The sequence below is a fragment of the Paracoccus sp. DMF genome (assembly GCF_004407025.1).
Lineage (GTDB): Bacteria > Pseudomonadota > Alphaproteobacteria > Rhodobacterales > Rhodobacteraceae > Paracoccus > Paracoccus aminovorans_B.
The window spans coordinates 17,144-40,831 of record NZ_SOKV02000019.1; the positions used below are offsets into that span (position 1 = coordinate 17,144).

Annotated in this window: 25 protein-coding genes, 2 tRNA genes and 1 pseudogene; 19 read left to right on the plus strand and 9 right to left on the minus strand. The window is 67.7% G+C overall.

What is annotated here, in order from left to right; all coding sequences use genetic code 11:
* Window positions 1-59: 59 nt before the first annotated feature.
* From E3D03_RS11585 to E3D03_RS11600, 4 genes and pseudogenes are all read left to right on the plus strand, one after another.
* Window positions 60-1,373, plus strand: coding sequence for an MFS transporter (locus E3D03_RS11585; RefSeq protein WP_263567098.1), 1,314 nt, complete (start codon window positions 60-62; stop codon window positions 1,371-1,373).
* A 182-nt stretch (window positions 1,374-1,555) separates the two neighbouring features.
* Window positions 1,556-2,164, plus strand: a complete 609-nt coding sequence (locus tag E3D03_RS11590; protein ID WP_263567099.1) for a DUF6778 family protein — start codon at window positions 1,556-1,558, stop codon at window positions 2,162-2,164.
* A 72-nt stretch (window positions 2,165-2,236) separates the two neighbouring features.
* Window positions 2,237-3,337, plus strand: coding sequence for a cell division protein ZapE (zapE, locus tag E3D03_RS11595; protein WP_263567100.1), 1,101 nt, complete (start codon window positions 2,237-2,239; stop codon window positions 3,335-3,337).
* 862 nt (window positions 3,338-4,199) lie between these two features.
* Window positions 4,200-4,883, plus strand: a pseudogene (locus tag E3D03_RS11600) (IS5/IS1182 family transposase); the annotation flags it as partial.
* Between the two features lie 377 nt (window positions 4,884-5,260).
* On the opposite strand, the gene E3D03_RS11605 reads toward E3D03_RS11600, so the two are convergent.
* On the minus strand, window positions 5,261-6,529 hold the full coding sequence (locus E3D03_RS11605) for a bifunctional folylpolyglutamate synthase/dihydrofolate synthase (RefSeq protein WP_263567101.1): 1,269 nt from the start codon (window positions 6,527-6,529) through the stop codon (window positions 5,261-5,263).
* A 10-nt stretch (window positions 6,530-6,539) separates the two neighbouring features.
* Window positions 6,540-7,475 carry an acetyl-CoA carboxylase, carboxyltransferase subunit beta gene (accD, locus tag E3D03_RS11610; protein WP_263567102.1) on the minus strand — a complete coding sequence of 312 codons (936 nt, stop codon included), beginning with the start codon at window positions 7,473-7,475 and terminating at the stop codon, window positions 6,540-6,542.
* A gap of 82 nt (window positions 7,476-7,557) precedes the next feature.
* Here accD and cls point away from each other — a divergent pair, with 82 nt between their 5' ends.
* The 4 genes from cls (at window position 7,558) to E3D03_RS11630 (ending at window position 10,633) form a co-directional block, all read left to right on the plus strand.
* Window positions 7,558-8,994 (plus strand): cardiolipin synthase, encoded by a 1,437-nt coding sequence (gene cls, locus E3D03_RS11615; protein WP_253879871.1) that lies wholly within the window; start codon window positions 7,558-7,560, stop codon window positions 8,992-8,994.
* Between the two features lie 10 nt (window positions 8,995-9,004).
* Window positions 9,005-9,328 carry a 4a-hydroxytetrahydrobiopterin dehydratase gene (locus tag E3D03_RS11620; protein WP_062561076.1) on the plus strand — a complete coding sequence of 108 codons (324 nt, stop codon included), beginning with the start codon at window positions 9,005-9,007 and terminating at the stop codon, window positions 9,326-9,328.
* 115 nt (window positions 9,329-9,443) lie between these two features.
* The gene (locus E3D03_RS11625) at window positions 9,444-10,229 is read left to right on the plus strand and encodes a DUF6478 family protein (protein ID WP_263567103.1); all 786 of its coding nucleotides are present in this window, start codon (window positions 9,444-9,446) and stop codon (window positions 10,227-10,229) included.
* A gap of 14 nt (window positions 10,230-10,243) precedes the next feature.
* On the plus strand, window positions 10,244-10,633 hold the full coding sequence (locus tag E3D03_RS11630; protein ID WP_263567104.1) for a hypothetical protein: 390 nt from the start codon (window positions 10,244-10,246) through the stop codon (window positions 10,631-10,633).
* Between the two features lie 4 nt (window positions 10,634-10,637).
* Here E3D03_RS11630 and E3D03_RS11635 read toward each other — a convergent pair whose 3' ends face one another.
* Window positions 10,638-11,357, minus strand: a complete 720-nt coding sequence (locus E3D03_RS11635) for a GNAT family N-acetyltransferase (RefSeq protein WP_263567105.1) — start codon at window positions 11,355-11,357, stop codon at window positions 10,638-10,640.
* Window positions 11,354-12,094 (minus strand): competence/damage-inducible protein A, encoded by a 741-nt coding sequence (locus E3D03_RS11640; RefSeq protein WP_263567106.1) that lies wholly within the window; start codon window positions 12,092-12,094, stop codon window positions 11,354-11,356. Before E3D03_RS11640 ends, E3D03_RS11635 begins: the two co-directional genes overlap by 4 nt.
* A gap of 109 nt (window positions 12,095-12,203) precedes the next feature.
* Between E3D03_RS11640 and map the strand changes: the two genes are divergently transcribed.
* On the plus strand, window positions 12,204-13,007 hold the full coding sequence (gene map / locus E3D03_RS11645) for a type I methionyl aminopeptidase (RefSeq protein ID WP_062561081.1): 804 nt from the start codon (window positions 12,204-12,206) through the stop codon (window positions 13,005-13,007).
* A gap of 188 nt (window positions 13,008-13,195) precedes the next feature.
* Here the strand turns inward: map and E3D03_RS11650 are convergent, their stop codons facing one another.
* Window positions 13,196-14,215, minus strand: coding sequence for a LacI family DNA-binding transcriptional regulator (locus tag E3D03_RS11650; protein ID WP_062561082.1), 1,020 nt, complete (start codon window positions 14,213-14,215; stop codon window positions 13,196-13,198).
* A gap of 97 nt (window positions 14,216-14,312) precedes the next feature.
* On the opposite strand from E3D03_RS11650, the gene E3D03_RS11655 reads away from it, so the two are divergent.
* Window positions 14,313-14,389 (plus strand) — tRNA-Arg (locus E3D03_RS11655).
* A gap of 74 nt (window positions 14,390-14,463) precedes the next feature.
* On the opposite strand, the gene E3D03_RS11660 is transcribed toward E3D03_RS11655, so the two are convergent.
* The gene (locus E3D03_RS11660) at window positions 14,464-14,970 is read right to left on the minus strand and encodes a site-specific integrase (RefSeq protein WP_318013731.1); all 507 of its coding nucleotides are present in this window, start codon (window positions 14,968-14,970) and stop codon (window positions 14,464-14,466) included.
* Window positions 14,971-15,024: 54 nt separating this feature from the next.
* Complete coding sequence (locus tag E3D03_RS21400) at window positions 15,025-15,354, minus strand: helix-turn-helix domain-containing protein (RefSeq protein ID WP_411969821.1); 330 nt, start codon at window positions 15,352-15,354, stop codon at window positions 15,025-15,027.
* Between the two features lie 349 nt (window positions 15,355-15,703).
* Between E3D03_RS21400 and E3D03_RS11665 the strand changes: the two genes are divergently transcribed.
* From E3D03_RS11665 to E3D03_RS11680, 4 genes are all read left to right on the plus strand, one after another.
* Complete coding sequence (locus tag E3D03_RS11665; protein WP_263567107.1) at window positions 15,704-16,183, plus strand: HK97 family phage prohead protease; 480 nt, start codon at window positions 15,704-15,706, stop codon at window positions 16,181-16,183.
* A 162-nt stretch (window positions 16,184-16,345) separates the two neighbouring features.
* The gene (locus tag E3D03_RS11670; protein ID WP_263567108.1) at window positions 16,346-16,540 is read left to right on the plus strand and encodes a hypothetical protein; all 195 of its coding nucleotides are present in this window, start codon (window positions 16,346-16,348) and stop codon (window positions 16,538-16,540) included.
* Between the two features lie 487 nt (window positions 16,541-17,027).
* Entirely contained in the window at window positions 17,028-17,732 is a 705-nt protein-coding gene (locus E3D03_RS11675; protein ID WP_263567109.1) for a hypothetical protein, read from the plus strand.
* 46 nt (window positions 17,733-17,778) lie between these two features.
* Window positions 17,779-18,186 (plus strand): hypothetical protein, encoded by a 408-nt coding sequence (locus E3D03_RS11680; protein ID WP_263567110.1) that lies wholly within the window; start codon window positions 17,779-17,781, stop codon window positions 18,184-18,186.
* Between the two features lie 101 nt (window positions 18,187-18,287).
* On the opposite strand, the gene E3D03_RS11685 is transcribed toward E3D03_RS11680, so the two are convergent.
* A tRNA-Arg gene (locus E3D03_RS11685) sits at window positions 18,288-18,364 on the minus strand.
* 98 nt (window positions 18,365-18,462) lie between these two features.
* Window positions 18,463-19,887, minus strand: coding sequence for a sensor histidine kinase (locus E3D03_RS11690; protein WP_062561073.1), 1,425 nt, complete (start codon window positions 19,885-19,887; stop codon window positions 18,463-18,465).
* Window positions 19,888-20,137: 250 nt separating this feature from the next.
* On the opposite strand from E3D03_RS11690, the gene rpmH reads away from it, so the two are divergent.
* Genes rpmH through E3D03_RS11715 form a run of 5 tightly spaced genes read left to right on the plus strand, consistent with a single transcriptional unit; the run spans window position 20,138 to window position 23,272 of the window.
* Window positions 20,138-20,275: a 50S ribosomal protein L34 gene (rpmH, locus tag E3D03_RS11695; protein WP_017998233.1), complete on the plus strand. Its 138-nt coding sequence runs from the start codon at window positions 20,138-20,140 to the stop codon at window positions 20,273-20,275.
* Window positions 20,276-20,309: 34 nt separating this feature from the next.
* Window positions 20,310-20,732 (plus strand): ribonuclease P protein component, encoded by a 423-nt coding sequence (gene rnpA / locus E3D03_RS11700; RefSeq protein ID WP_263567111.1) that lies wholly within the window; start codon window positions 20,310-20,312, stop codon window positions 20,730-20,732.
* Entirely contained in the window at window positions 20,729-20,971 is a 243-nt protein-coding gene (gene yidD / locus E3D03_RS11705; RefSeq protein ID WP_263567112.1) for a membrane protein insertion efficiency factor YidD, read from the plus strand. Before rnpA ends, yidD begins: the two co-directional genes overlap by 4 nt.
* Window positions 20,972-21,022: 51 nt before the next feature.
* Window positions 21,023-21,922, plus strand: a complete 900-nt coding sequence (gene ttcA / locus E3D03_RS11710; RefSeq protein ID WP_263567134.1) for a tRNA 2-thiocytidine(32) synthetase TtcA — start codon at window positions 21,023-21,025, stop codon at window positions 21,920-21,922.
* A gap of 60 nt (window positions 21,923-21,982) precedes the next feature.
* On the plus strand, window positions 21,983-23,272 hold the full coding sequence (locus tag E3D03_RS11715) for an EAL domain-containing protein (RefSeq protein ID WP_263567113.1): 1,290 nt from the start codon (window positions 21,983-21,985) through the stop codon (window positions 23,270-23,272).
* The last annotated feature ends 416 nt before the right edge of the window (window positions 23,273-23,688 follow it).

The window sequence follows — 23,688 nt, forward strand, 5'->3', positions numbered from 1 at the left end:
ACTGGACATGGCGGCGGTGGTCGCAAGACTGCGCCTGACGCATCAGCGAAAGGCGAGCCATGCAACTGACCATCGACGAGGCCCTGGCCCAGGGCGGCGCCGGACGCTTCCAGCAGCGACTGCTGTCCATCTTTGGTCTGGTCTGGGCGGCGGATGCGATGCAGGTCATCGCCATCGGCTTCACCGCCGCCTCGATCGCGGCCAGCTTCGGGCTGACCGTGCCCGAGGCCTTGCAGACCGGCACGCTGTTCTTCCTGGGCATGTTCGTCGGCGCGACGCTGTTCGGCCGCATCGCCGACCGCATCGGGCGGCGCAACGTGCTGCTGCTGACGGTCAGCTGCGATGCGGTCTTCGGCATCGCCTCGGTCTTTGCGCCGGATTTCTGGTCGCTTCTGGCGCTGCGTTTCCTGACCGGCATGGCGGTGGGCGGCACGCTGCCGGTCGATTACGCGATGATGGCCGAGTTCCTGCCGCCCCGCAATCGCGGCCGCTGGCTGGTCTGGCTGGAGGGCTTCTGGGCGCTTGGCACCATCGCCATCGCCTTGACCGCCTGGATCGCGCATCTGGCCGGCGCGGCCGAGCCTTGGCGCTGGATCTTCGCCGTTGCGGCGATCCCCGCGCTGATCGGCATCTGGCTGCGGCTCTGGGTGCCGGAATCGCCGATGTATCTGCTGCGCAAGGGTGACGAGGTCGGCGCGCGCAAGGTGGTGGACCGCGTGCTGACCGCCAATGGCGCCCGCGCGCTGCCGCCCGACGTGGCGCTGACCGCGCCCGTGGCCGAGGGCGCGGGGCAGGGGCTGTTCGGTCCCGGGTTGCGCGACCGCAGCCTGGGCATCTTCGCCGCCTGGTTCCTGGTCTCGCTGTCCTATTACGGCGTCTTCGTCTGGCTGCCGGCAGAGCTGGCCAAGGGCGGGTTCGGCTTCGTGCGCGGCTATGGCTTCCTGGTGCTGATGGCGCTGGCGCAACTGCCGGGCTATGCCCTGGCCGCGCATGGCGTCGAGGCCTGGGGCCGCAAGCCGACGCTTCAGGTGTTCCTGCTGCTCAGCGCCGCCGGCTGTTTCCTGTTCACCATCGCTGCCAGCCCCTGGCTGGTCGCGGGGTCGCTGCTGATGATGAGCTTTGCGCTCCTGGGCACCTGGGGCGCGCTTTATGCCTTCACGCCCGAGCTTTACCCGACCGGGCTGCGCGGCACCGGCATGGGCACCGCCAGCGCGGTGGCGCGGCTGGGCGGGCTGCTGGCGCCCTCGCTGATGGGCTATGTCGTGGCGCGGGGCTTCGGCCTGGCCATCGGGGTCTTCGCGGCGCTGCTGCTGCTGGCCGCCCTCGCCACGCTCTTCATCCGCACCGAGACGCGCAACCGCGCCATCGCCTGAAACGGCCGTAAGAAAGCGGTTGCGCATTGGAAAACATGGCTTAATCTGCGCCGCAACCAAGGGGTGAATCACCTTTTGGTTGCAATTCCATGCCACGGCCGCATCAGGGAGGCCTGACCATTCCTGCCCTGCACGCCGTTCGCGCACTGTCCTTTCACCACAGTTCCTAACGAGGATCCATCATGTTGAAACCCGCCCTTCTGGCGCTGGGTCTGGCGCTTGGCCTGGCCGGCTGCGCCGGTCAGACCTGGGAAACCCGATACGACCAGCTTGACCGCGCCCAGACCGCGACCTGGCGCGTCGCCTCGGTCGAGGTCGCCGTGCCCGAGACGCTGACCACCAGCGAGGAAAACAGCTACACCCCCGATTTCGACATCGTCTGGCACGGCGAGCCGGCCGGCGACCGCCGCGCCCAGGCCGCGGCCATCGTCGAGGAGGGCATCCGGAAGGGCGCGGCCGGGCTGCATGGCAAGACCCGGGTGCGGATCGTCGCGACGCTTGGCCAGTTCCACGCCATCACCCCCAAGGTGCGCGAGAGGCTGCAGAACGCCGGCGTGCACAATATCCAATACTCCGTGCAGGTCTTTGACGCCCGCAGCGGCGCTGCCTTGACCGAGCCGCAGACCATCAAGGCGGAATTCCCCGCCCTGGTCGGCAAGGCCGGGGACGAGGCCGACGCCAGGGGCCTGACCCAGCGGGTGCAGATCGTCAACCAGATCGCGGCGGTCACGCAGAACTGGCTGGGCAATGGCGCCGATCCGCGCGGCAGCTTCAGCCGGCTCGGCCGCTGATCCCGCCGAAAAACGTCGGGAATGATGGAGCCGGCCCTTGCGGGCCGGTTCTTTCTTTGGCAGGGGGCGAATATGGCAAACGTATCCGAACTCTACGAGGCCCGGGTGGCCGCGGGGCAATTGCAGCCCGATGCCGCGCAGCGCGGCGTGTTGCCGGTGCTGGACCGGCTGGTGCGCGAGCTGGGCGCCGCTCCGGCCCCGGCGCCGCAAAGAAACGGCTGGCTGTCGCGGCTGCGCGGTGCGGCGCCGGCGGCGGCGCCTGCGGTCAAGGGGCTCTACCTTTGGGGCGGCGTCGGGCGCGGCAAGTCCATGCTGATGGACCTGGTCATGGAGGCGGCGCCGACCGATGCTAAGCGCCGGGTGCATTTCCACGAGTTCATGCAGGAGATCCAGGCCGGTCTCGAGGCGGTGCGCAAGACCGGCCAGCAGGATGCGGTGCGCCCGGTCGCGCTGGAGGTGGCGCGGCAGGTGCGGCTGCTGTGCTTCGACGAGATGCAGATCACCGACATCGCCGATGCGATGATCGTCGGCCGGCTGTTCCAGATCCTGTTCGAGGAGGGGGTGGCGGTGGTCACCACCTCGAACCGGGTGCCCGAGGAGCTTTACAAGAACGGGCTGAACCGCCAGCTTTTCCTGCCCTTCATCGCGCTTCTGCGCGAGCGGCTGGAGGTGGTGGAACTGGTCAGCGCCACCGACCACCGCCAGAACCGAGACGAGGGCGGCCAGGTCTGGTTCGTCCCCGCCGATGCCGAGGCGCATGACCGCATGGACGTGCTGTGGCGGGCCGAGACGGGCGGGCAACCGTCCTCGGCCCTGGTGCTGGAGATCAAGGGCCGCCAGGTCGAGATCCCGCAGCATGTCGGCCGCATCGGCCGCGCCAGCTTCTGGGAGCTCTGCGGCCGGCCGCTGGGCCCGGGCGACTACCTGACCATCGCTGAGGCGCTGGACGTGCTCTTCATCGACTCGATTCCGCGGCTGTCGCAGTCGAACTACAACGAGGCCAAGCGCTTCGTCACCCTGATCGACGCGCTTTACGAGGCCAGGGTGCGGCTGATCGCCAGCGCGGCGGACGAGCCGGAACGGCTTTACGCGGAAGGCGAGGGCGCCTTCGAATTCGAGCGCACGGCCAGCCGGTTGCGCGAGATGCGCGACGCGGATTGGGGACGGGAGTAAGGAGACCGGTGTCGGGGGCAAAAGGCTTGAGGTTCTGCAATCTTTTGGGCGTGTGAAACCAGCGGGTCATGAAGACCAGTGTCAAAAGATTTGATGTTTTTTGCCGCGATGCTGCGTGGGGAAACCCACGCCATCAATTGAAATCAAAGGGTTGCCGCTACGGACGAGCGCAATGGGAACGGTCTAATCCCCGTTTCCCGTTTTGCGCAGCGAGCTTTCCCCGGTCGTTATCGGGCCGAGACGGTCAGCCACTGTCTCGATCAGCCGGTTCTGTTCGGGCCCCAGCAGAAGATCTTCTGCTGTCACGCCAGACTGAACCATAGACTGAACGGCCTCTTTGACTCGCAGACCAATATCAGCCGCCAACTTTTCGGGCGATATGGCAAGAATCGTGTCCTTTAGAGATCACAGCTTCCGGGCTGCCATTCTGGTAGAGGATCAGGCTCTCAAGCAACTTGAACACAGCATCATATATAGCGCTCCGCGTCATAAGGACGTGGGTTTCAACAAAATGATGGAGCAAATCCTCGGGCTGGACCACGGCACTCTGAAAACTGATACCGTGAAAGGGGCCTCGATCGGAGAAGGCTCATGACGTCACGCGGTCCCTCGTCGGCATGCGACGCCTTTAAAGCTGCAGATCTGGGACATCCGCGCCGGCGTCTTGGGCGGCGCGATGCGCAGCGCAACCACCATCTCTCTGCCGACCTCAGTCTATCGGCGCTCATGAGTCCGGTCTGCATAATACGGAACACATTGATGTCGCCTGATGAACCGGCGGCTTTTTTGGCTTTTTTCCTGCAAGGCTTCATATTCCTGGCGGCGGTACCCTGCAATTCGGATCGCCGATGAAGCCTCATTCCTGGCGAATAAGGCCGGGATCGAGCTGCGCCAAAGCTACCCCGCTTCGCGCCGCGTCTGGCGGTCCAGGTCGGCCGTTGCGCCCATGCCCGCCAGTCCAGGCGCATGCGCTGCGCCAGCTCGCGGGCAATGCCGGCCGGGTACGCCGGGACCTGCGTCGGCACCTACAGGAGATCCCGGAGGGTCCCCTGCGCGAGAGGGTTCTGGACGCCCCCTGCTGGCCGGCTCCCTTCTGGAACAAGGGCCGCCGAGCCACGACAAGCTCCATTCCCTGCACGCGCCCGAGGTCGATTGCATCTCCAAGGGCAAGGCTCGGATGCGAGGCGAAATTTGCACCAGGGTGAGCCTCGCCACGCCCCAGGATCGCGGGTTCGTCGTCGGCACCCGCAGCGCTCCGGGCAATCCCATGACGGCCGCATCCTGGCACCGGCGCTGGAGCAGGTCGAAATCCTGGCCGACCCCGAGGCCCACCCTTGCCGTCGTGGACCGCGGCTATCGCGGCCAAGGTGCCGAGACCACCCGCGTCCTAATCAGCGCCAGCGGCACGGCATCGCCCCGGCGTCGGCGAAGCTCCTGAAACGGCGCAGCGCCATCGCGCCGGGACCGGGCACATGAAACGGATGGGCGGCTGGCCAGATGCTTCCTTGTGGGGAGGACAGGCGATGCGCTCTTCGCCGTCCTTTGCGTCCAATCAAGCGACCGCATACCCTTCAAAGCGCCCCAGAACGGCCGGTCTCTCTCAATTTGGGCGTGTACCAGCAGGGGCGAGTGTCCTGCGATTGCCTTTCAAAGCGCGACGAAAGGGCTTGGCGGGGATCGCAATCGTGCGCGCGGCCGAGCTGCGCGACGAGGGTATCCGGGCGCGGACCGACCGGGCCGGCATGGGCCAGCGGCAAAGTCGCAGTGCGGGAATACCAGGGGCATTTTCTGCCAAATCTGTTGTCCCAGGACTTTCCATCAGATCCCGCTTCACGGGGCGCCCGCAGGCACGGGGAGGAGGCCCAGCCGCCGCGCGCGGGGGCGCGGTCGCAGGAGTATTTGGAAAACGGTGAAAGCGCGCCGTCAGCCGTTTTCGCGCAGCACCTGGCCCGCGAGATAGAGCGAGCCGCAGATCAGGATGCGCGCGCCGGGGTGGGCGGCGGCGAGGTCGCGCACCGCGGTAAGCGCATCGGCGGCGGTGCGGGCCGAGAGGCCGACGGATTGCGCGGCGGCGGCGGTTTCCTCGGCCGGCAGGGTGTTCGGCTCGCCCGGGATCGCCACGGCGGTCAGGCTTTGCGCGACGCCGGCCAGCGGGCGCATGTAGCCGGCCACGTCCTTGGTGTTCAGCATGCCGCAGACCAGATGCGTGGGCTTCTTCGCCATGGCCGCGAGGGTCGCCGCCACCGCCTCGCCGCCGGCGGGGTTGTGGCCGCCGTCGAGCCAGAGCTCGCAAGTCCCGGCCGCCTCGACCAGCGGGCCGTGCGCCAGGCGCTGCATGCGGGCCGGCCATTCCGCCTCGGTTACCGCGGCGCGGGCCTCGATGCGGCCGAAGCCGAGTTCGCGCAGCGCGGCAATGGCGGTGCCGGCGTTCTGGATCTGGTGCGGCCCCGGCAGCACCGGCAGCGGCAGGTCCATCAGCCCATGGTCGTCCTGGTAGATCAGCGCATCGCCCTCGCGCCGGCTGTCCCAGTCCTGGCGGCCGATGCGCAGCGGCGCGAAAAGCCGCTCGGCCTTCTGCTCGATCACGTCGCGGGCGGCGGGTTCCTGCGGGGCGACGATGCAGGGCACGCGGCGCTTGAGGATGCCGGCCTTTTCGCCGGCGATCAGCTCCAGCGTCTCGCCCAGATATTGCGTGTGGTCGATGCTGATGGGCGTGATGACGGTCAGGGCCGGGCTGTCGATCACATTGGTCGCGTCCAGCCGGCCGCCGAGGCCGACTTCCAGCAGCGTATAGTCGGCGGGCATGCGCGAGAAGGCCAGGAAGGCCGCCGCGGTGGTGATCTCGAAGAAGGTGATCGGCGCGCCGCCATTCGCGGCCTCGCATTCCTCGAGCACCGCTGCCAATTCGGCTTCGGGGATCAGCTCGCCCGCCAGGCGGATGCGTTCGTGGAACTGCGCCAGATGCGGCGAGGTATAGGCGTGGACGCGCAGGCCTGCCGATTCCAGCCCGGCGCGGATCATGGCCTGGGTCGAGCCCTTGCCATTGGTGCCGGCGATGTGGATCGCCGGCGGGATGCGGCGTTCCGGGTTGCCCAGCGCTTCCAGGATGCGGTGCATCCGGTCCAGCGACAGGTCGATGACCTTGGGGTGCAGCTGCATCAGCCGCGCGAGAATGGCGTTCGAATCGGTCATGGCGCCGCGCTCAGGCCGGGGTCGCGGCGGGGGCGGGCCTTTCGGCATGCGCGGTCGCGATATGGCCCGGGGCGGGCAGGTCGCCCACCACCGGCGCCGGCAGGCCGCCCAGCATGCGCAGGATCGAGATGAGCTCCTCGCGCAGCTTCTTGCGGTGCGTCACCCGGTCCAGCATGCCGTGTTCCAGCAGGTATTCGGCGCGCTGGAAGCCCTCGGGCAGCTTTTCGCGGATGGTCTGCTCGATCACGCGCGGGCCGGCGAAGCAGATCAGCGCGTTCGGCTCGGCGATCTGGATGTCGCCCAGCATGGCATAGCTGGCGGTGACGCCGCCGGTCGTGGGATGGGTCAGCACCACGACATAGGGCAGCCTGGCCTCTTTCAGCATCTCGACCGCGACGGTGGTGCGCGGCATCTGCATCAGCGACAGGATGCCTTCCTGCATGCGCGCCCCGCCGGCGGCCGAGAACAGCACCAGCGGCCGCTTGAGCTTCACCGCGCGTTCGGCGGCGGCGATGATGGCATTGCCGACATACATGCCCATCGAGCCGCCCATGAAGGAAAAGTCCTGCGCGGCGGCGACGATCGGGGTGCGGCCCATCTCGCCCTCGGCGACCAGCATCGCCTCTTTCTCGCCGGTGGCTTTCTGCGCGGCCTTCAGGCGCTCGGGGTATTTCTTCTGGTCGCGGAATTGCAGCGGGTCGGCGATGGGCTCGGGGACCTTGACCTCGACGAAGACGCCGCCGTCGAACAGCGCGGCGAAGCGCGCGCGCGGGCTGATCGCCAGGTGGTGGTCGCAATTGGTGCAGACGTTCAGGTTGTCGGCCAGTTCGCGGTGAAACAGCATGGTGCCGCATTCCGGGCACTTGGTCCAAAGGTTCTCGGGCACTTCGCGGCGCGAGAACAGCGAATTGATGCGCGGACGCACATAATTGGTGATCCAGTTCATCGGCGGCCCCCTTGGTGCTGCGGTCTGGGGCTGACTTAGGCAAAACCGGGCGGAATTGCAATTCCGCGCGGGCCGGGGTTTCATGCGCCGCATGTGGACGCAGATCGCCGTGTTTCTTCATTACGCAGTCGCGCTGGCGGTGTCGGTGCGGGTGCTTCTGCGCCCCCGGCTGGAGCCGACGGTGCGCCTCAGCTGGATCCTGGTGATCGAGCTGGTGCCCCTGGTCGGCATCATCGCCTATATCCTGTTCGGCGAGATCCGCCTGCGCGGCGCCGAGGTCGAGACCATGGCCAGCGTGCGCTCGCGCCTGTCGGGCCTGTGGCAGCCCAGCCCCGAGGCGGTGCGCCAGCCGCCGAAATTCGCCGCGCCGGTGATCGCGGCGAATCGCGCCACCACCGGCTTCGGCGCCGTCGCCGGCAACCGCGCCACGCTGCTGGCCGAGGACGACAGCGCCATCGCCGATCTGGTCGCGGCCATCGACGGCGCGCGCGAGCATCTGCACATGCTGTTCTATATCTGGCTCGACGATGCCGCCGGCCGTTCGGTGGCCGAGGCGGCGATCCGCGCTGCCGGGCGCGGCGTCAAGGTGCGCGCGGTGATCGACGCCTTCGGCTCGCGCGCCTTCGGCCGGTCCGAGGCCTGGGCGGCGATGCGGGCCGCTGGCTGCGAATGCGTCGAGGCGCTGCCCATGGGCCTGCCGCTGCTTGGCGCGCTGTTCCAGCGCATGGACCTGCGCAACCACCGCAAGATCGTGGTCATCGACCACCTGCTGGGCTTTACCGGCAGCCGCAACTGCTCGGACAGGGCCTTTGCCATCAAGCCGCGATTCGCGCCCTGGATCGACGTGTTCCTGCGCATCGAGGGGCCGGTGGTGCGCCAGATGCAGGCGGTCTTCCTGCAGGACTGGATGAGCTACACCGGCGAGGACCTGGGCGACATGCTGCGCATGGTGCCGCCGGTGATGGCGCCGGGCGTGATCGGGCAGGTGGTGGCGACCGGGCCGGACGACCGCCAGGGCTCGCTGTCGGATTGCATGGCGACGATGATCTATGCCGCGCGCGAGCGGCTGGTCATCACCACGCCCTATTACGTGCCCGATGCCTCGCTTGATTCGGCGATCCGCACGGCGGCGCGGCGCGGGGTGGACGTGACCATGATCGTGCCGGCGATCAACGACTCGCTGGTGGTGCAGGCCACCTCCGAGGGGTTCTATTACGGCCTGGTGTCGGCCGGGGTGAAGCTGATGCTGTTCCGGGGCGGGCTTCTGCATGCCAAGATCATCACCGCCGACGGCGAGATGGCGATGATCGGCAGCGCCAACATGGACCGCCGCAGCTTCCAGCTGAACTATGAGATGAACATGCTGCTGATCGGCCCCGAGGTGACCGGGGTGCTGGACGAGCGCCAGGAAAGCTATATCGCCCGCGCCACGCCGATCACGCTGGCCGAGATCCGCGCCTGGTCGCTGCGTCGGCGGCTGCGCAACAACCTGCTGGCGCTGGCCGCGCCGATCCTGTGAGGAGGATGCCATGACCGGACTGGCCGAGGGAAAGATCGTCGACGGCGCCCCGGCGCTGCCTGAGCCAGAGCTGCGCGCGGCGCTGGCCGGCCTGCCCGGCTGGGTGCTGGCCGAGGACGGGCGCTCGATTCGCCGCGAATGGCGCTTCAAGTCGTTCAAGGCGGCGGCGCAGCTTGCCAACCTGGCCGCCTGGCAGGCCGAGGCGGCCAATCACCACCCCGACATCGCCTTCGGCTGGGGCTTTGCCCGCGTCAGCTTCTCGACCCATTCGGCGGGCGGGGTGACCATGAACGACCTGGTCATGGCGGCGCGGCTGGACGCGGTGGCGGGCTGATCCGCAACCGCTGCGTGTTTCGTCCGCAGCCGGCCTTGCCCCCGCCGCGGTCCGGCCCTATCCAGTTCCTGCGGCGCCAAGGGGCGCAGGCGGGCAACAGGGACAGCGACACGGCATGGCGATGCGTCCTCGCAAGTGGATCGAACGGAAAACCCGCGAGGGTGCCCTGCGGCAATGGACGGCGCTGGCCGACCAGGCCGAGGGCCTGGGCCCGAGCCGGCTGCGCAACCTGCGCGACGAGGCGCTTGGCCTGCGCGCCAGCCTCGACCGTTTCCTGATCCGCGCCGACCGGCGTGCGGCGCGCTCGCGCGCGGCGCTGGATGCGCTGCACCTGCCGGGCGGCACCGACTGGCGCTGGCGTCCCGCCTTCATGGCCGGGCAGATCTCGCCCCGCGGCGTCGCCGGCCCCGAGCCGGGCGGCATGCTGGGCGAAGGCGCGGCGCTGTGGCACGATTGCGCCGAGCGGGCGCTGATCCTGGAGCAGGTCGGCAATGCCGCCGCGACCGACCTGTCGCCCTTCGGCATAAGGCTCGAGGTCTTCGGCTTTTCCGGCAGCTTCCTGTCGCTGTCGATCAACCTGCCGACCAGCGCGCTTTCCGGCCTGACCCGCAGCCATGTGCTGCGGCTGGAAACCGGCATCCTGGCCGAGCGCGCGATCAATGTCTATGCGCGGCTCAACATCGGCCATGGCCCGAACATCGACGAGATGACCCTGGCGCTGCAGGGCTTCCAGCCCGGCCAGCCCAGCCAGCAGGTGACCGAATTCGACCTGGCCTATACCCAGATGAACGAGAAGCGGCTGGAAAAGATCTGGCTCGACCTGATCTTCGAGCAGCCGCGCATGAACGCGGTCCAGATCCGCGAGCTGTTCCTGTCGCGCCACCTGCGGGCAGAGCTGTGATGCAAGGAAGCAAGATGAGCGATTTCGAATCCCTGGGCCTGCGCAGCGGCATCTGGCAGGGCGTGCTGCGCCGCGACGCGGCCCCCGGACGGCTGGTGCTGGTGCATATGGGCAACCGCCTGGCCGAGGCCCATGCCACCGAGGAGCCGGGCGGCGGCTGGCGCATCGCCGCCGCCATTCCGCCCGAGCGGCTGTCGGACGGGGTGCAGAGCTTTCTGCTGGTCGAGGACCACGGCGCCGAGGGCGAAGCCCCGCAGCCTGGCGCGCAACGCCTGGGCAGCCTGACGCTGATCGCCGGCGAATTGCTGGACGACGACCTGCGCGCCGAGCTGACCCTGATGCGGGCCGAGCTGGAACTGGTCAAGAAGGAGCTGCGCCGGCTCGCCGCCGCGGTGGCGGGCTGAGGCTTCAGTCCCGGCTCCAATAGCCATAGCCGCCGAGTTCGGCGAAACCCAGCCGATCGTAAAGCGCGCAGGCTGCGGTATTCGCGCGGCTGACCGCCAAGGCCAGCCGGGTCGCGCCCTGCGCCTGCGCCCATTCCGCCGCCCGCCCGATCAGCCAGCCCGCGACGCCCTGGCGGCGCAGCGCCGGCACCACCTCGATGGCATGGATCATGCCGACCGGCCCATCCACTGCCACGAAGGCGGCGCCGGCGGCGCGGTCCTGCACCCGGCCCAGCAGCGCGGTATGAGGCAGGGTAACGCGCCGCATCGCCGCCTGCCGGCTTTCCGGGATGGCGCCGCCGGCCCAGATGTCGGACTGGATTGCCAGCGGCGGCCAGATGTCGAAGGAACTCAGCCGCGGCCGCGCCGCCTGGGCCAGCACGGCGCAATCGGCGGCCATGACCGCGGTGGGGTTGCCGTGGCGAAAGCCCTCGGCCGCCAGCGCCTGCTCCAGCGCCGCGTCGCCGTCGGTGACGCGAAACAGCGGCCGCTCGCCCCAGCCGCGCTGGAGATCGGCGATTTCGGCGATGGCGGGCGCGTCCCAATCCGGCCCCAGCGCCCGGGCCGAGCTGACCCGGCCGCCGCCACCCTGGCCGCGCCCGACGCGAAAGCCGCCGGCCTCGGCATATTCGGCGGCGGGCCAGCTCGTCTCGAAGACGCGGGCGATCTCGGCATCGGCGATCACAGCGCGAGCCTTTCGCGCAGCGCGGTCATGGCATCTGTGACGCGCTTGCCGTCCAGCCCCCGGATCACCAGGCTGGTGCCGTAGCGCTGGCCGCGCTGGAACGGATACGATCCCAGCGACAGGTCCGGAAAGGACTCGGCCACCTCGCGCAGCCCGTCGGCCACGTCGGATTCCGGCCGCAGCACCTCCAGCGCCTCGCTGACCGAGGGCCGGCCGGTCGGCAGCTTGTCAACGATCGCCTCGACCATGGCGCGGAACACCTCGGGCACGCCGGCCATGACATAGGTATTGCCGATGTGGAAGCCGGGCGCGGCGGAATGGGCGTTGGGGATCAGCGCCGCGCCCAGCGGGATGCGGGCCATGCGCAGCCGGTTGCCGGTGACCTCGACGCCGCGCGCCTCCCAGCGCTCGACCATGACGCGGCGCGCCTCCTCGTTGATCTCGATGCCGACGTCAAAAGCGTCGGCCACGGCATCGGCGGTGATGTCGTCATGCGTCGGCCCGATGCCGCCACTGGTGAAGAGCATGTCCCAGGCCCCGCCCAAGGACTTGTCCAGCGCCCGGATCGAGGCCACGATCTGGTCGTGGTCGTCGCCGACGATGCGCACCTCGCGCAGGTCGAGGCCGATGCTGTTCAGCACCTGCGACAGGTAATGGGCATTGCCCTCGCGCGTGCGGCCGGACAGGATCTCGTCCCCGATGACCAGGATGGCGGCGGTGGGATTGTCGGATTGCATCTCGCGCTCCTCGCGTTTTCGGCTGTCGGCCAATGTATAGGTCCGCGCACGGGGCTGGAACAAGTGGCGCCATGGGACTATCTGTGGGGGACAGGAACACGAGGACGCCATGAACGACGCACGCCAGACCCGCGAGGGGATCCGCATCCACGACCCGCAGGACTTTGCCGGCATGCGCGCGGCGGGCCGGATCGCGGCGCAGATCCTCGACGAGGTCGGCCCGCTGGTCCAACCCGGCACCACCACCGGGGCGCTGGACGATTTCATCCGCAACCGCGTGACCGAGCTTGGCACGATCAGCGCCACCATCGGCTATCGCGGCTACCAGCACGCCAGCTGCATCAGCGTGAACCATGTCGTCTGCCATGGCATCCCCGGCGACAAGATCCTGGCCGACGGCGACATCCTCAACATCGACGTGACGGTGATCCTGGACGGCTGGTATGGCGACAGCTCGCGCATGTATGTGGCGGGCAAACCCAGCGTAAAGGCCAAGCGCCTGATCCAGGTCACCCATGACAGCCTGATGAAGGGCATCGAGGCGGTCCGCCCCGGCGCCACCTTCGGCGACATCGGCTGGGCGATCCAGAGCTATGTCGAGGCGAACCGCATGTCGGTGGTGCGCGACTTCTGCGGCCACGGCCTGGGCCGCACCTTCCACGCGCCGCCGAACGTTTTGCACTTCGGCCGCCCCGGCAAGGGCCCGGTGCTGGAAGAGGGCATGTTCTTCACCATCGAGCCCATGGTGAACCTGGGCCGCCCCGAGACCAAGATCCTGGCCGACGACTGGACCGCGGTCACCCGCGACAAGTCGCTCTCGGCCCAGTTCGAGCATTCCATCGGCGTCACCGCCAGCGGGGCCGAGATCTTTACCCTGTCCCCAGGCGAGCTGTTCTTCCCCAGCTTCGACTGAGACGAAGCGAAGACGTTTCGCGGCCCCGGCTTCTTTGCTCCTCAAATACCCATGCGGCAGTGCAACCGTCGCTGTCGCATGAGTATTTTGGAAACGGTGAGGGCGCAGCACATCGCGCGGGCGCCCAAACCGGCGCCGGTTTCACCGTTTTTCAAATACTCCGGCAACGCCGCGCGCGGGCAGCAGCCTCAGCGTTTGCGGATGGTCTCGCCCGGCATGATCGTCGGCGCCAGGGCGACGATGCCGCTCTCGGGCGCCGGCTCCTTGCCCGCGACGATGCGCGCCGCGCGCCGGCCGATGTCGATGCGCCGGGCGTCGGTGGTGGTCAGCCGCATCGGCAGCCCGTCCAGCAGCTCGACGCCGTTGAAGCCCGCAAGCCCCAGCTTTCCCGGGATGTCATAGCCCTTCTCCATGCACCACAGAAGCCCGCCGGCCCCGATCATGTCATTGGAGAAATACAGGAAATCCAGGTCGGGTTCCCGCGCCAGGATGCGCTCGGTCAGCTCGCGGCCCTTGTGCAGTGACGAGCCGCCCTGGTAATATTCCCGCGCCGCCAGCTGCAGGCCCTCCTCGGCCAGCCGGGCCTCGAAGCCGGCCAGGCGTTTGCGGGCGCGGTGATCCTCGGGCATATGCGTGCCGATGAAGCCGATGCGGCGATAGCCGGCGGCGAGGATCTCCTCGGCCATCTCGGCCCCGGCGCGGCGATGGCTGATGCCGACCGCGGTGTCGATAGGATCGCCGTCCACGTCCATGATCTCAACCACCGGCAGGCCGGCATTGTCCAGCATCGCCCGCGCCGCCTTGCTATGCTCGAGCCCGGCCAGGATCACCCCCGAGGGCCGCCAGCTCAGCATGTCGTAAAGCACCGTATCCTCGCGCGAGGGGCTGTAGTTCGTCACCCCCACCACCGGCTGCAGCCCGGTATCGTCGAGCTCGGCCGAGATCCCGCCCAGGACGTCGGGGAACACCATGTTCGACAGCGAGGGGATGATGACCGCGACCAGGTTCACCCGCTGGCTGGCCAGCCCGCCGGCGATCTTGTTCGGGACATAGCCCAGGGTGCGGGCGGCGGTCAGCACCTTCTCGCGCGTCGCGGCCGAGACGTCGCCGCGGTTGCGCAGCACGCGGCTGACGGTCATCTCGGACACGCCCGAGGCTTCCGAAACGTCGCGCAGGGTCAAGGGACGGCGGGGTCTTTTCGTGTTCATGACAACTACCGGAACGCAATCATGTTACCGTTATCGCGTCCGGCGCATGACGGCAACCTTGCCATTTCCGAGATCTGCGGGCAAAAGAGGCGGCGGCGGCCCCGTGGCTCAACTGGATAGAGCAGCCCCCTCCTAAGGGGCAGGTTGCAGGTTCAAATCCTGCCGGGGTCACCATAAAAATCAGCATGTTGGATTGTCTCATGGGGTTTGCTTCTTGGCAAGCTGAACCGGATTCGCGCCACCGAGGTTCAGCGCGTTTGCTGCCTTGCGCAGATACTCAGGACTGAACTTGCTGTAGGTCGAGCGGTCACGTTGGGATTCGAGTGGCCGAGAAACTGCGCAATTTCCTCAATCGGCACCCCGCCATCGGCCATGAAGCGTCCAGCCGTGCGGCGCAGATCGTGCGGCGTGCAGTGGTCGGTCTTGGCGCGCTTCACGGCAGCGTTGAACTCGGCCTTTATCGACCCGACCCGCCGTCCTCCCCATTCGATCACATAGTCCGAGACGCCTGCGTCTTTGGCGACGGCCAGGGCCGCCATCAGGTCGTCGTTGACCGGCACGGTCGCGCGGCCCTTGCGCGGGCCAATGTCATTCGTCGCCAGCTTGATAATGCGCCGGTCGAGGTCCACCCGATCCCATGTCAGTTCCAGCAGAGCGCCGATCCTGCCTGCCGTGCCCAGCATCAGCAGCATCGCCAGCCTGATGTGAGGATCGCCAGGAGCGGCGACCAATTTGCCAGCCTCGGCCCGCGTCAAGTATCGCTCGCGCGGGGGGGGGTCTGCGGCATGACGATGCGCGGCGCGGCCGGATCAGCGTGGATTTCGCTGCCCACGATAGGCAGGTGCGCAGGCAGCCCATCTCTGTGCGGATCGTTGCATCCTTGCGCCCGGCCTCGCGGCGCGCGGCGATATAACGTCGGCGGGAGCCTCGTTCGTCGTTCCATGTGACGACGTATCGTCCTTTGAGCCTTCCGATCTGATGGTCCCGCATTCATACGCCTCGACGGTTTCATGTTTCACCCGCAGCATCCTTCCGACCCGGAAGGCTGGCAACTGCCCGCTACGAATAAGCTGACGTACGGTTTCTCCCGAGCAGCCCCAGCAGTCCGCCAGCATGTCTGGTGTCCAAGGCTTTCCCATCACCCTCTCCCTGTTCTTGTCTGACAGCGGGGCAGGGTCATGCGTCCCACACGGCTGTCCAGACGGCCAGTCCTGCCATTGCGATAGCGCCCCACGCCAGTTCGGTTGACATCTGTTGTGCTGACAGCGCCGCGAAAACGCCCGCTCCAAACGCGATCCCGTGGCTCGGCCTCATTCCCCGTTCCCCCCTCTCCTGTCTCTTGGCATCACTGATCGGGTTTAAGGCCATGAACATAGCCCCGATCTGGCCCGTATCGGGGCTGGAAGTCCGTTCACAAGACAAGCGTCCGACCATCGTCGGGCGCTTCCCCCCTATAAGGCGCTGGCGACCCTTCAAGACACGGGCACCGTGCGCAAGGAAAGCATCGAACCGGGGGCGTTCTCGTTCTCGATCAATGCGCCTCACCGCGACGTTCACCTTCTTGTCGGCCATTCGTACGACAAGCCGCCTGCCTCGAAACAGGCCGGTATGCTTGAGTTTAACGATACCGAGGATTTTCTGGAATTCATTGCCCAGATTCCCCCCGGTGCCGAGCGGGCAACCCAAATCACCGATCTGTTGATCATGCTGGGCGCTGGCCTGATCAAGGGCGTGTCGCCCGGCTTTCGAGTGCCACCCAAGGACGTGGTGCCGGGGGCTGAAAAGCTGATCCCCGAGCCGGGCAACCCTTCGGTGATGATCCGCCAGCTATTCCAGCTTGTTCTTTACGAACTCTCGTTGGTGACGCTGCCCGCATATTGGGAAAGCCAAGCTGAATTGCGATCCCTTCGCAATCCCGAAACCCGCCCCCGGAACAGGATCATTCTGCATGAGCATCAAGAGCATTGAGGAGGATTTTCAAACCGGCCCCGTTCCCGCCGCCCCTTCCGCGTCCGAGATTGCGCTTGAGGCGGGCGTACCGAGGCGCTGGCCGGTTCCTACATCGCTGCGGCCTATGAGCAAGCCGAGACGTTCACCGGCAGTTGCTATTGCGGCATCACGGCGGGCGAGGTGCTGATAGAGGTGGACGAAATCACCGAATGGCGCTGGCCGCGCTATCCGTACCCGGCTGCGACCCTTTCCGAGGTATGGAGCGATGAAACGTGGGGCTGGCAGGCGCGGAGCATCGAATATCGCGCAGGCTTGCTGATGCTCTATCCGGGCAATCTCTATCGCCTGACCCAAAGCCCGACCACACCCCGTTGATCCGCTGCCCTCGCATGTTGTCCAGGCGGTTGCCAATCTGGCGCTATATCAACTGATCCAGCTTCCCCAATGGTGCAAATTTCGCTAGAAAACTCGAGGAGATACCACGCTAAGCCGTGAGCTGCTTATGGGCATTTTCTATGGCTCTGGCGCGGGCGCTCTGTTGGCAAATGAGATTCGCAAATAAAAAAAACCCCCTGCGCTATCTGTTCCAGCGAGCCGAAACGCGAACCACGCGGCAGGCGTGATCAATGTCTGCATTGAAGTCAAGCGGCGGGCCGCGACCTCGGATGGCTCTGCCAGTCTCTCGGCCACCATTGGCGCGGCGGCTGGCCTCTGGTCCGTTCATTCGCCAAGCTGGTGCCCGAGCTGACCCCGGATATCCTCGGGGCCGTGGGGCTGGGACCTGTTCTTTCGCGGCCAATCCGTCTGGCATATCGGCCTGTCCGGTTCATCTATCGAACTGCGCCGCGCGGCGTTCTGGGACATGGTGGAGCACGACCGCTGGAACCTGACGCTGCCGCGCCCGACCGGGACCGATACCCTCAAGGCTCTGGGCGATGAGGTTCTAAGCCTTCAAATCGGGGCATCGCCAGAAACCCCATGGCAGGGGCGTGGGCCTCTCTCGTTTCTTGGCCTCTCGGCTTCGCTGCTGGCGGATATCGAATCCACGGTTTCGGGAAATCTGGGCTTTGTCGGGAAAGCGATCCTGCCCTTCCCCTCTACTATGCCAGAGGAACAGGTAACCCATACCCTAACCGGCCTGCGCACGGTTTCTTTGGCGGCGATCCCGTCCAAGGAAAGTCACGGCCACCATACTGGCGATAGCCGTACAGAGTGGCGCAGGATTGATCTGACTCCCGATCTGGGCAAGGCGGGGCTGGACGCGACGGCAAGCGCATTGCATGACCGGGTGCTTGCCGCTTGTGGCATCGCGCCCGGTATGCTGACGGCATCCGGCAATGCGGGCGCGATCCGGGAACAGATGCGCGCCTTTGCTCTCACGACCCTTGATCCCCTCGCCCGCATGATCACGCCCGAACTGTCGCGCAAGATCGGCGTGTCACGGCTGGGGCTACAGGACCTCATGTCGGCTGACGCGCGGCGGGCCGTGCCCGTGCTGTCGGCTCTCTGGTGCAGTCGGGTGTTCCCCTCGCCACAGCCATGGCGCTGGTGGGCTGAGACAATGTGAGCCTGCCCGAGGGGGCGTCCAAGCCCATTGCTGCGGGGGGCGAGTGATGAACCCGAAACACCTATTCCAGGACTTGCAACGCGCGGCCAAGATGAACCCGGCCTGTCGGCGCGTCTCGTCGGCCCGAATGGCTCCTATGAGTGGGCCAAGCTCTGCCATGCTCATGCCGTCTATGACTTCGGCCAGCACGACGAATGGGCGGGGGCTACGGGTGTACTCGGGCGACTTCAAGCTGTCCATCCTGCCCGATCCGGTGAGCCTCAACCCGCTGGCGCTACCCGACCTCGGGGACACGTTCATGGTGCGGCGCTATTCGGCCTTTCCCGGCGATCCCACACCCGAGGTATCGGTTGCCATGACCCGCACGGGCGGGGACGCCACAGGCTTCAAACAGGTGTTCTTGTCACGTGAGCCGCTGGCCGGTGACGTAGTCCCCGCGATTCTTTCGGGCTGAAACCGGAATGCCAAAGGGCCAGCCAAAAGGGGGCTGGCTCTACACAATCTCTACACGGCTTCTAAATCGCGCCGGCGCTTTCTTGTAAGTGATTGATTCAATGGCGGACCCGGAGCGATTCGAACGCCCGACCCCCAGATTCGTAGTCTGGTGCTCTATCCAGCTGAGCTACGGGTCCGCTGTGAGGCGGTTATCTAGAGATAGCTCCGGGGGGGTGCAAGGCCAAAATCGCCTTTTCGGAAATCTTTTTCCGCACCCCCGCGAATGCCCGTGGTTTCAGGCGATTTCGGCCCGCGACACCGGGATCGCCAGCTCGCGCGGCAGGTGCAGGATGAACTGGGTGCCGTCCTCGTCGCTGCGCAGAAGCTCCAGCCGGCCGCCGTGGTTGCGCACCAGGTCGGCGGCGATGGCCAGGCCCAGCCCGGTGCCGCCCTTGCGCGAGCCGCCCGAGAAGGGCTGGAACAGGAAGTCGCGCGCCTTCTTCGGCAGGCCGGGGCCGGTGTCGCCGATGCGGATCCACCATTCCTGCTCGTCCTCGCCGGCGCCGATCTCGATGGTGCCGGGCTGGCGCGTGGCCTCGATGGCCTGGCGGGCGTTGCGCACCAGGTTCGACAGCACCCGGAACAGCTGGTCGCGGTCGGCCCTGACCGACAGGCCGGGGGGCACGTCGGTCAGGAACTCGATGGGCTCGGCCCCGTCCAGCCGGTCGGCGGCCAGCGCCTCGCCCTCGGTCACCTCGGTCACCAGCGCGGAAAGGTTGAAGCGCGACAGCGACGGCGCCGGCTCCTCGGCCTTGCCGAAGGCCAGCGTGGTCTCGCACAGGTTCACCGCGCGGCTGATCGAGTTGACCAGCTTGGGCGCGGCGCGGCGCACGGCGGGGTCGGCGCTGGTCTCCAGCCGGTCGGCAAAGATCTGCGCCGTGGTCAGGATATTGCGCAGGTCGTGGCTGATGCGGGCCACCGCCTGGCCCAGCTGCGCCAGCCGGTCCTTCTGCTTCAGGGCCGAGGTCACGGTGCGCTGCATGGCGGCCAGCGCCGTCTCGGCCTCGTTCAGCTCGGCCAAGCGCGCGGTGGGGGTGATGATGGCGCGGGCGTCCTCGGGCGCGCCGGCATAGGCGGTCATGTGGCTGATGACGCGCCGGATCGGCACCAGCAGCAGCCTTTGCGCCGCGATGTTCAGAAGCAGCGCCGTCAGGATCGAGAAGGCGGCCGAGATCGCCAGCAGCCGCAGCCCGTAGTCGATCATCTCGGTGCGCAGCCGGGCCGTGTCCATGGTGATCTCGATCAGCTGGCCGGCCTGGTTGACCGGGGCGCCGATGATGCGGATCACCTTGTTCTGCGGATCGAAAAGCTGGGCCAGCGCATCGCGCGCCGAGCTCCAGAACGGCTGTTCGCGCAGGTCGTAGGTGGCCGAGATCGGCCCCGGGATCGGCGAGGACAGCACCAGCTGGCGCACGTCGTTCCGGCGCAGCACCACGTTGAAGACGCCGGCGTTCTCCAGCAGTTCCGATTCCAGCTCCGAGGCCAGCGATTCGTCGGTCGCCAGCAGCGCGAGGCTGGCGATCTGCGCCCGCTCCAGGCGCGATTCCAGGAAATCCAGCCGGTAGTTCGCAAGCGAGGGCAGCAGGATCAGCAATTCGGCCAGCAGCACGAAAATGCCCGTCAGCAGGGCGAATCGGCCGGAAAGCGTGTTCAGGGCCATGGCAGGTTTCGCGTTTCCCCTCGTCTCGGCGCTCGCTGCTTCACATAATGGCAAAGGCCGTGCAGTTCAAACATGCGTGACATTGCCCGGGTTCCATCGGCCGGTGCCTGCGGCGGGAGCCCGCCGGAAATGCCGCTATTGTGGTTGACTTGGCGGGCGGGGGGGACTATCCAGCGGGCCTCGAATGACCGGCGCGTCTTGCGTGGGCCGGCTGCCCATACCCTGACACGCCCTGACCCGGAGTTGAAAGATGTCGAAACGCACCTACCAGCCGTCGAACCTGGTTCGCGCCCGTCGCCACGGCTTCCGCGCGCGCATGGCGACCAAAGGCGGCCGCCGCGTGCTGAACGCCCGCCGCGCCAAGGGCCGCAAGTCGCTCAGCGCGTAAGCCCTGACGCGCGCCACGGCGCGGGCTTTCCCTGATGGACAGCACCCACGAAGTCGCCGCCGCTGGCCGGACCGTCGCCGATGCGATCCCGGACAGGGCGGCTTCTGGCGTTTTCGCGCTCGAGGTGCTGCGCAAGCGGGCGGATTTCCTGCGCGCGGCCTCGGCCCGCCGCCAGGGCATGCCGGGCTTCCTGCTGCAGGCCCGCCACCGCGAGGCGGACGAGGCGGGGCAGGGCGTCCGCGTCGGCTTCACCTGTTCCAAGAAGATCGGCAATGCCGTGACCCGCAACCGCGCCAAGCGCCGGCTGCGGGCGCTGGCGCGCGAGGTCATGCCGGCCGCGGCGCGCCCCGGCTGGGATTACGTGCTGGTCGGCCGCCCGGGCGCCACCGTCAGCCGCGATTTCGCCGAGCTGCGCGCCGACCTGGCATCCGCGCTGGTGCGGGTGCACGGCAAATGACCCCGCTGGCCCGGCTGCTGGCGCTGCCGGTGCGCGGCTATCGCCTGGTCGCTAGCCCCTGGGTCGGGCATGGCTGCCGCTTCCAGCCGACCTGCTCGGCCTATGCGCTCGAGGCGATGGAGCTGCACGGCGGCATCAAGGGCGGCTTCCTGGCCGCGCGGCGCATCTGCCGCTGCCATCCCTGGGGCGGGCACGGCTTCGACCCGGTGCCGGGGGCAAAGGCGCAACCGCGGGACTGACCCCGCGGCGGTTTCATGCTATTCAAGGCGCCAAGGCGCGACGAGGACATCATGCGGGACCAGCTCTCCGACGAGACCGAGGCCTTCGACGGCCCCGAGGACATCCACCCGCTGTTTCGCGGCGCCCCGTCCTCGACCGAGTTCCGCAAGCTGAGAAAGCGCCTGGTGCGCGAGACCCGCGCCGCCATCGAGACCTATGACATGATCCGCCCCGGCGACCGCTGGCTGGTCTGCCTCTCGGGCGGCAAGGACAGCTACACGCTGCTCGCGGTGCTGCACGAGCTGAAATGGCGCGGGCTCTTGCCGGTCGAGCTGCTGGCCTGCAACCTCGACCAGGGCCAGCCCGGCTTTCCGGCGACGGTGCTGCCCGAATTCCTGACCGACCGGCAGGTCGCGCATCGCATCGAATACCAGGACACCTATTCCATCGTGAAGGAAAAGGTGCCGGCAGGCCGGACCTATTGCGCCCTCTGCTCGCGGCTGCGGCGCGGCAATCTGTATCGGATTGCGCGGGAAGAGGGCTGCCAGGCCGTGGTGCTGGGCCATCACCGCGACGATATCCTGGAAACCTTCTTCATGAACCTGTTCCACGGCGGACGGCTGGCCTCGATGCCGCCGAAGCTGCTGAACGAAGAGGGCGACCTGAACGTGCTGCGCCCGCTGGCCTTCGTGGCCGAGGCCGATTGCGACCGCTTTGCCCGGGCGATGCACTATCCGGTGATCCCCTGCGACCTTTGCGGCAGCCAGGAGGGCTTGCAGCGCATGCAGGTGAAGAAGCTGCTGGACGAATGGGAGACGCGCAGCCCGGGCCGCCGGCAGGTGATGTTCCGGGCGCTGATGAACGTGCGCCCCTCGCATCTGCCGGATCCGGCGCTGTTCGATTTCACCGCGCTCAGCCCGGATATGACGGATTTTAATGAAAAAGACGTGCCGCGGCTGCGCGAACATTAACCGAACGAAAAACTTCGCGGCCTAGACTGGTCCCTGGAGAACAAGATTCGGGACTGGGGAATGGCTTACGGAATCGGGGCGGCGGCGGCGCGTCTGGCACGGCTGGTCAAGGGCGATGGCGGGGCACCGCATCGGACGCGGCTGGCCCTGGTGCTGCGGCTCGAAAATGTCGATACGCTGCGCGGCGGCCTTGGCCCGCAGGTCATGGAGCTGCTGCTGGACCAGCTGACCCGCCGGCTGGTGGCCGAGATGCGGCTGCTGCCGCAGCTGCGCAGCCCCGGCTCGGCCGAGGTGCTGGGCCTGTTCGCCATCGGTCGCCAGCAGGCCGTGCCCGGGCTTCTGGCCCGGTTGCAGGCGATCTGCGGCCGGGGGATCGAACTGCCCGACCTGCGCATCTGCCCGGTGGTGAACGCGGTCATCGTCGGCGACGAGACCGGCGCGGCCGATCCGGCTGCGCTTTACGCCCATGGCCGCGCGGCCTTGCAGGGCTGCGACCCGCTGTCGCCGGCCGGCCAGCTGCGGTTCGTCGAGATGCCGGTTCCGGGCGCCGAGCCCGTGCCGGCCGCCGCGCCGGCGCTGACGCTGGACCGCATCGGCCTGCTGTTCCAGCCGCAGATCTGCTGCGATACCGGTGCGATGCTGGGGCTGCGCGTGCTGACGCGGCTGCGCATGGACAATGCGGAAAGCCGCGACCTCGACGAGATCGAGCCCCGGCTCGACGACGAGACGCTGAGCCATGTCGCGACCCATGTCCTGCGCCAGGCGCTGGATTGCCTGAAGGGCTGGGACCGCATGGGCGCGGCAGTGCCGCGGCTGACGCTGCCGTTTTCGGACCGGATGCTGGCCGATCCCCTGCTGGCCGACTCGATCCTGTGGGAGCTGGACCGCCACGACCTGCTGCCCGGCCGGCTGGAGATCGAGCTTTGCGAGCCGATCGGCCGCAGCGGCGGCCGGGTGCCGGTGACGGCCTGTCTGCACCGGCTGGCAGCGGCGGGCTGCGCGCTGGCGCTGGGGGATTTCGGCACCGGCAGCGCCGGCCTTGGCGACCTGCGCCGCTTCGGTGTCGGCCGCGTCCGCATCGGCCGCGAATTCGTCGCCGATTGCGACCGCCGCGCCGACCAGCAGCGCATGATCCTGGCCATCCTGGCCCTGGCCGAGCATCTGCGGCTGGCGACCCTGGCCGACGGGGTGGCGACGCAGGATGAGAACGCCTTCCTGGCCCAGATCGGCTTTGCCGCCGTGCAGGGACCGGCGGTGGCACCGCCGATGCCGGCGGCCGAGGTCGATGCTTTCCTGCTGGAGCACGGCCGCTCGCTGCCGCTGGCCTACGACCTGCGCCGCAGGGGCTGAGAGCCTCTTTTCGTCGGGGCGCGATGCTCCGATCAGCTCAGGTATCGGCACGCCAGCCGGAACGCTTTGCCTCTCGCGCCGCCCGAAGTCTGGCCGTTCGGGCCGATTCGAGCGTCGCCTGCGGCCGCCGGCGCAAGGGCGGCTCTTTCGCTCGGAACATGCTGGGGGATCAGCCGGGACGCGCAGATCTCGCTGCTTGAGGGGATGCAGCAGAAAGGTCCCCGCGCCTCGATGAAGGGTGCTCGTTGACCAAAAGACATGCTCGCTTGCATCCCTTCTGCGCATGGCCGCTGCGGACCAGCCGTCGACAAGCGCGCTCTCCGCGGCCATGGCTGCCAAGGCGTCTCCCGAGCCGCCGCGCTCGCTCGGCTGATCCGGCGTCGCGATCCGATGCACGCGATCCAGGCCGGAGTTGA

What these genes read in the sequence shown, in the direction of transcription:
- E3D03_RS11675 (WP_263567109.1), top strand. Translation starts at nt 17,028, where the DNA reads ATGGTGGAGCACGACCGCTGGAACCTGACGCTGCCGCGCCCGACCGGG.
- E3D03_RS11640 (WP_263567106.1), bottom strand. Translation starts at nt 12,094, where the DNA reads ATGCAATCCGACAATCCCACCGCCGCCATCCTGGTCATCGGGGACGAG.
- map (WP_062561081.1), top strand. Translation starts at nt 12,204, where the DNA reads ATGAACGACGCACGCCAGACCCGCGAGGGGATCCGCATCCACGACCCG.
- E3D03_RS11625 (WP_263567103.1), top strand. Translation starts at nt 9,444, where the DNA reads ATGGCGATGCGTCCTCGCAAGTGGATCGAACGGAAAACCCGCGAGGGT.
- yidD (WP_263567112.1), top strand. Translation starts at nt 20,729, where the DNA reads ATGACCCCGCTGGCCCGGCTGCTGGCGCTGCCGGTGCGCGGCTATCGC.
- accD (WP_263567102.1), bottom strand. Translation starts at nt 7,475, where the DNA reads ATGAACTGGATCACCAATTATGTGCGTCCGCGCATCAATTCGCTGTTC.
- E3D03_RS11680 (WP_263567110.1), top strand. Translation starts at nt 17,779, where the DNA reads ATGAACCCGAAACACCTATTCCAGGACTTGCAACGCGCGGCCAAGATG.
- rpmH (WP_017998233.1), top strand. Translation starts at nt 20,138, where the DNA reads ATGTCGAAACGCACCTACCAGCCGTCGAACCTGGTTCGCGCCCGTCGC.
- E3D03_RS11585 (WP_263567098.1), top strand. Translation starts at nt 60, where the DNA reads ATGCAACTGACCATCGACGAGGCCCTGGCCCAGGGCGGCGCCGGACGC.
- E3D03_RS11650 (WP_062561082.1), bottom strand. Translation starts at nt 14,215, where the DNA reads ATGAACACGAAAAGACCCCGCCGTCCCTTGACCCTGCGCGACGTTTCG.
- E3D03_RS11630 (WP_263567104.1), top strand. Translation starts at nt 10,244, where the DNA reads ATGAGCGATTTCGAATCCCTGGGCCTGCGCAGCGGCATCTGGCAGGGC.
- E3D03_RS11690 (WP_062561073.1), bottom strand. Translation starts at nt 19,887, where the DNA reads ATGGCCCTGAACACGCTTTCCGGCCGATTCGCCCTGCTGACGGGCATT.
- zapE (WP_263567100.1), top strand. Translation starts at nt 2,237, where the DNA reads ATGGCAAACGTATCCGAACTCTACGAGGCCCGGGTGGCCGCGGGGCAA.
- E3D03_RS11715 (WP_263567113.1), top strand. Translation starts at nt 21,983, where the DNA reads ATGGCTTACGGAATCGGGGCGGCGGCGGCGCGTCTGGCACGGCTGGTC.
- E3D03_RS11605 (WP_263567101.1), bottom strand. Translation starts at nt 6,529, where the DNA reads ATGACCGATTCGAACGCCATTCTCGCGCGGCTGATGCAGCTGCACCCC.
- rnpA (WP_263567111.1), top strand. Translation starts at nt 20,310, where the DNA reads ATGGACAGCACCCACGAAGTCGCCGCCGCTGGCCGGACCGTCGCCGAT.
- cls (WP_253879871.1), top strand. Translation starts at nt 7,558, where the DNA reads ATGCGCCGCATGTGGACGCAGATCGCCGTGTTTCTTCATTACGCAGTC.
- ttcA (WP_263567134.1), top strand. Translation starts at nt 21,023, where the DNA reads ATGCGGGACCAGCTCTCCGACGAGACCGAGGCCTTCGACGGCCCCGAG.
- E3D03_RS21400 (WP_411969821.1), bottom strand. Translation starts at nt 15,354, where the DNA reads ATGGGAAAGCCTTGGACACCAGACATGCTGGCGGACTGCTGGGGCTGC.
- E3D03_RS11590 (WP_263567099.1), top strand. Translation starts at nt 1,556, where the DNA reads ATGTTGAAACCCGCCCTTCTGGCGCTGGGTCTGGCGCTTGGCCTGGCC.
- E3D03_RS11620 (WP_062561076.1), top strand. Translation starts at nt 9,005, where the DNA reads ATGACCGGACTGGCCGAGGGAAAGATCGTCGACGGCGCCCCGGCGCTG.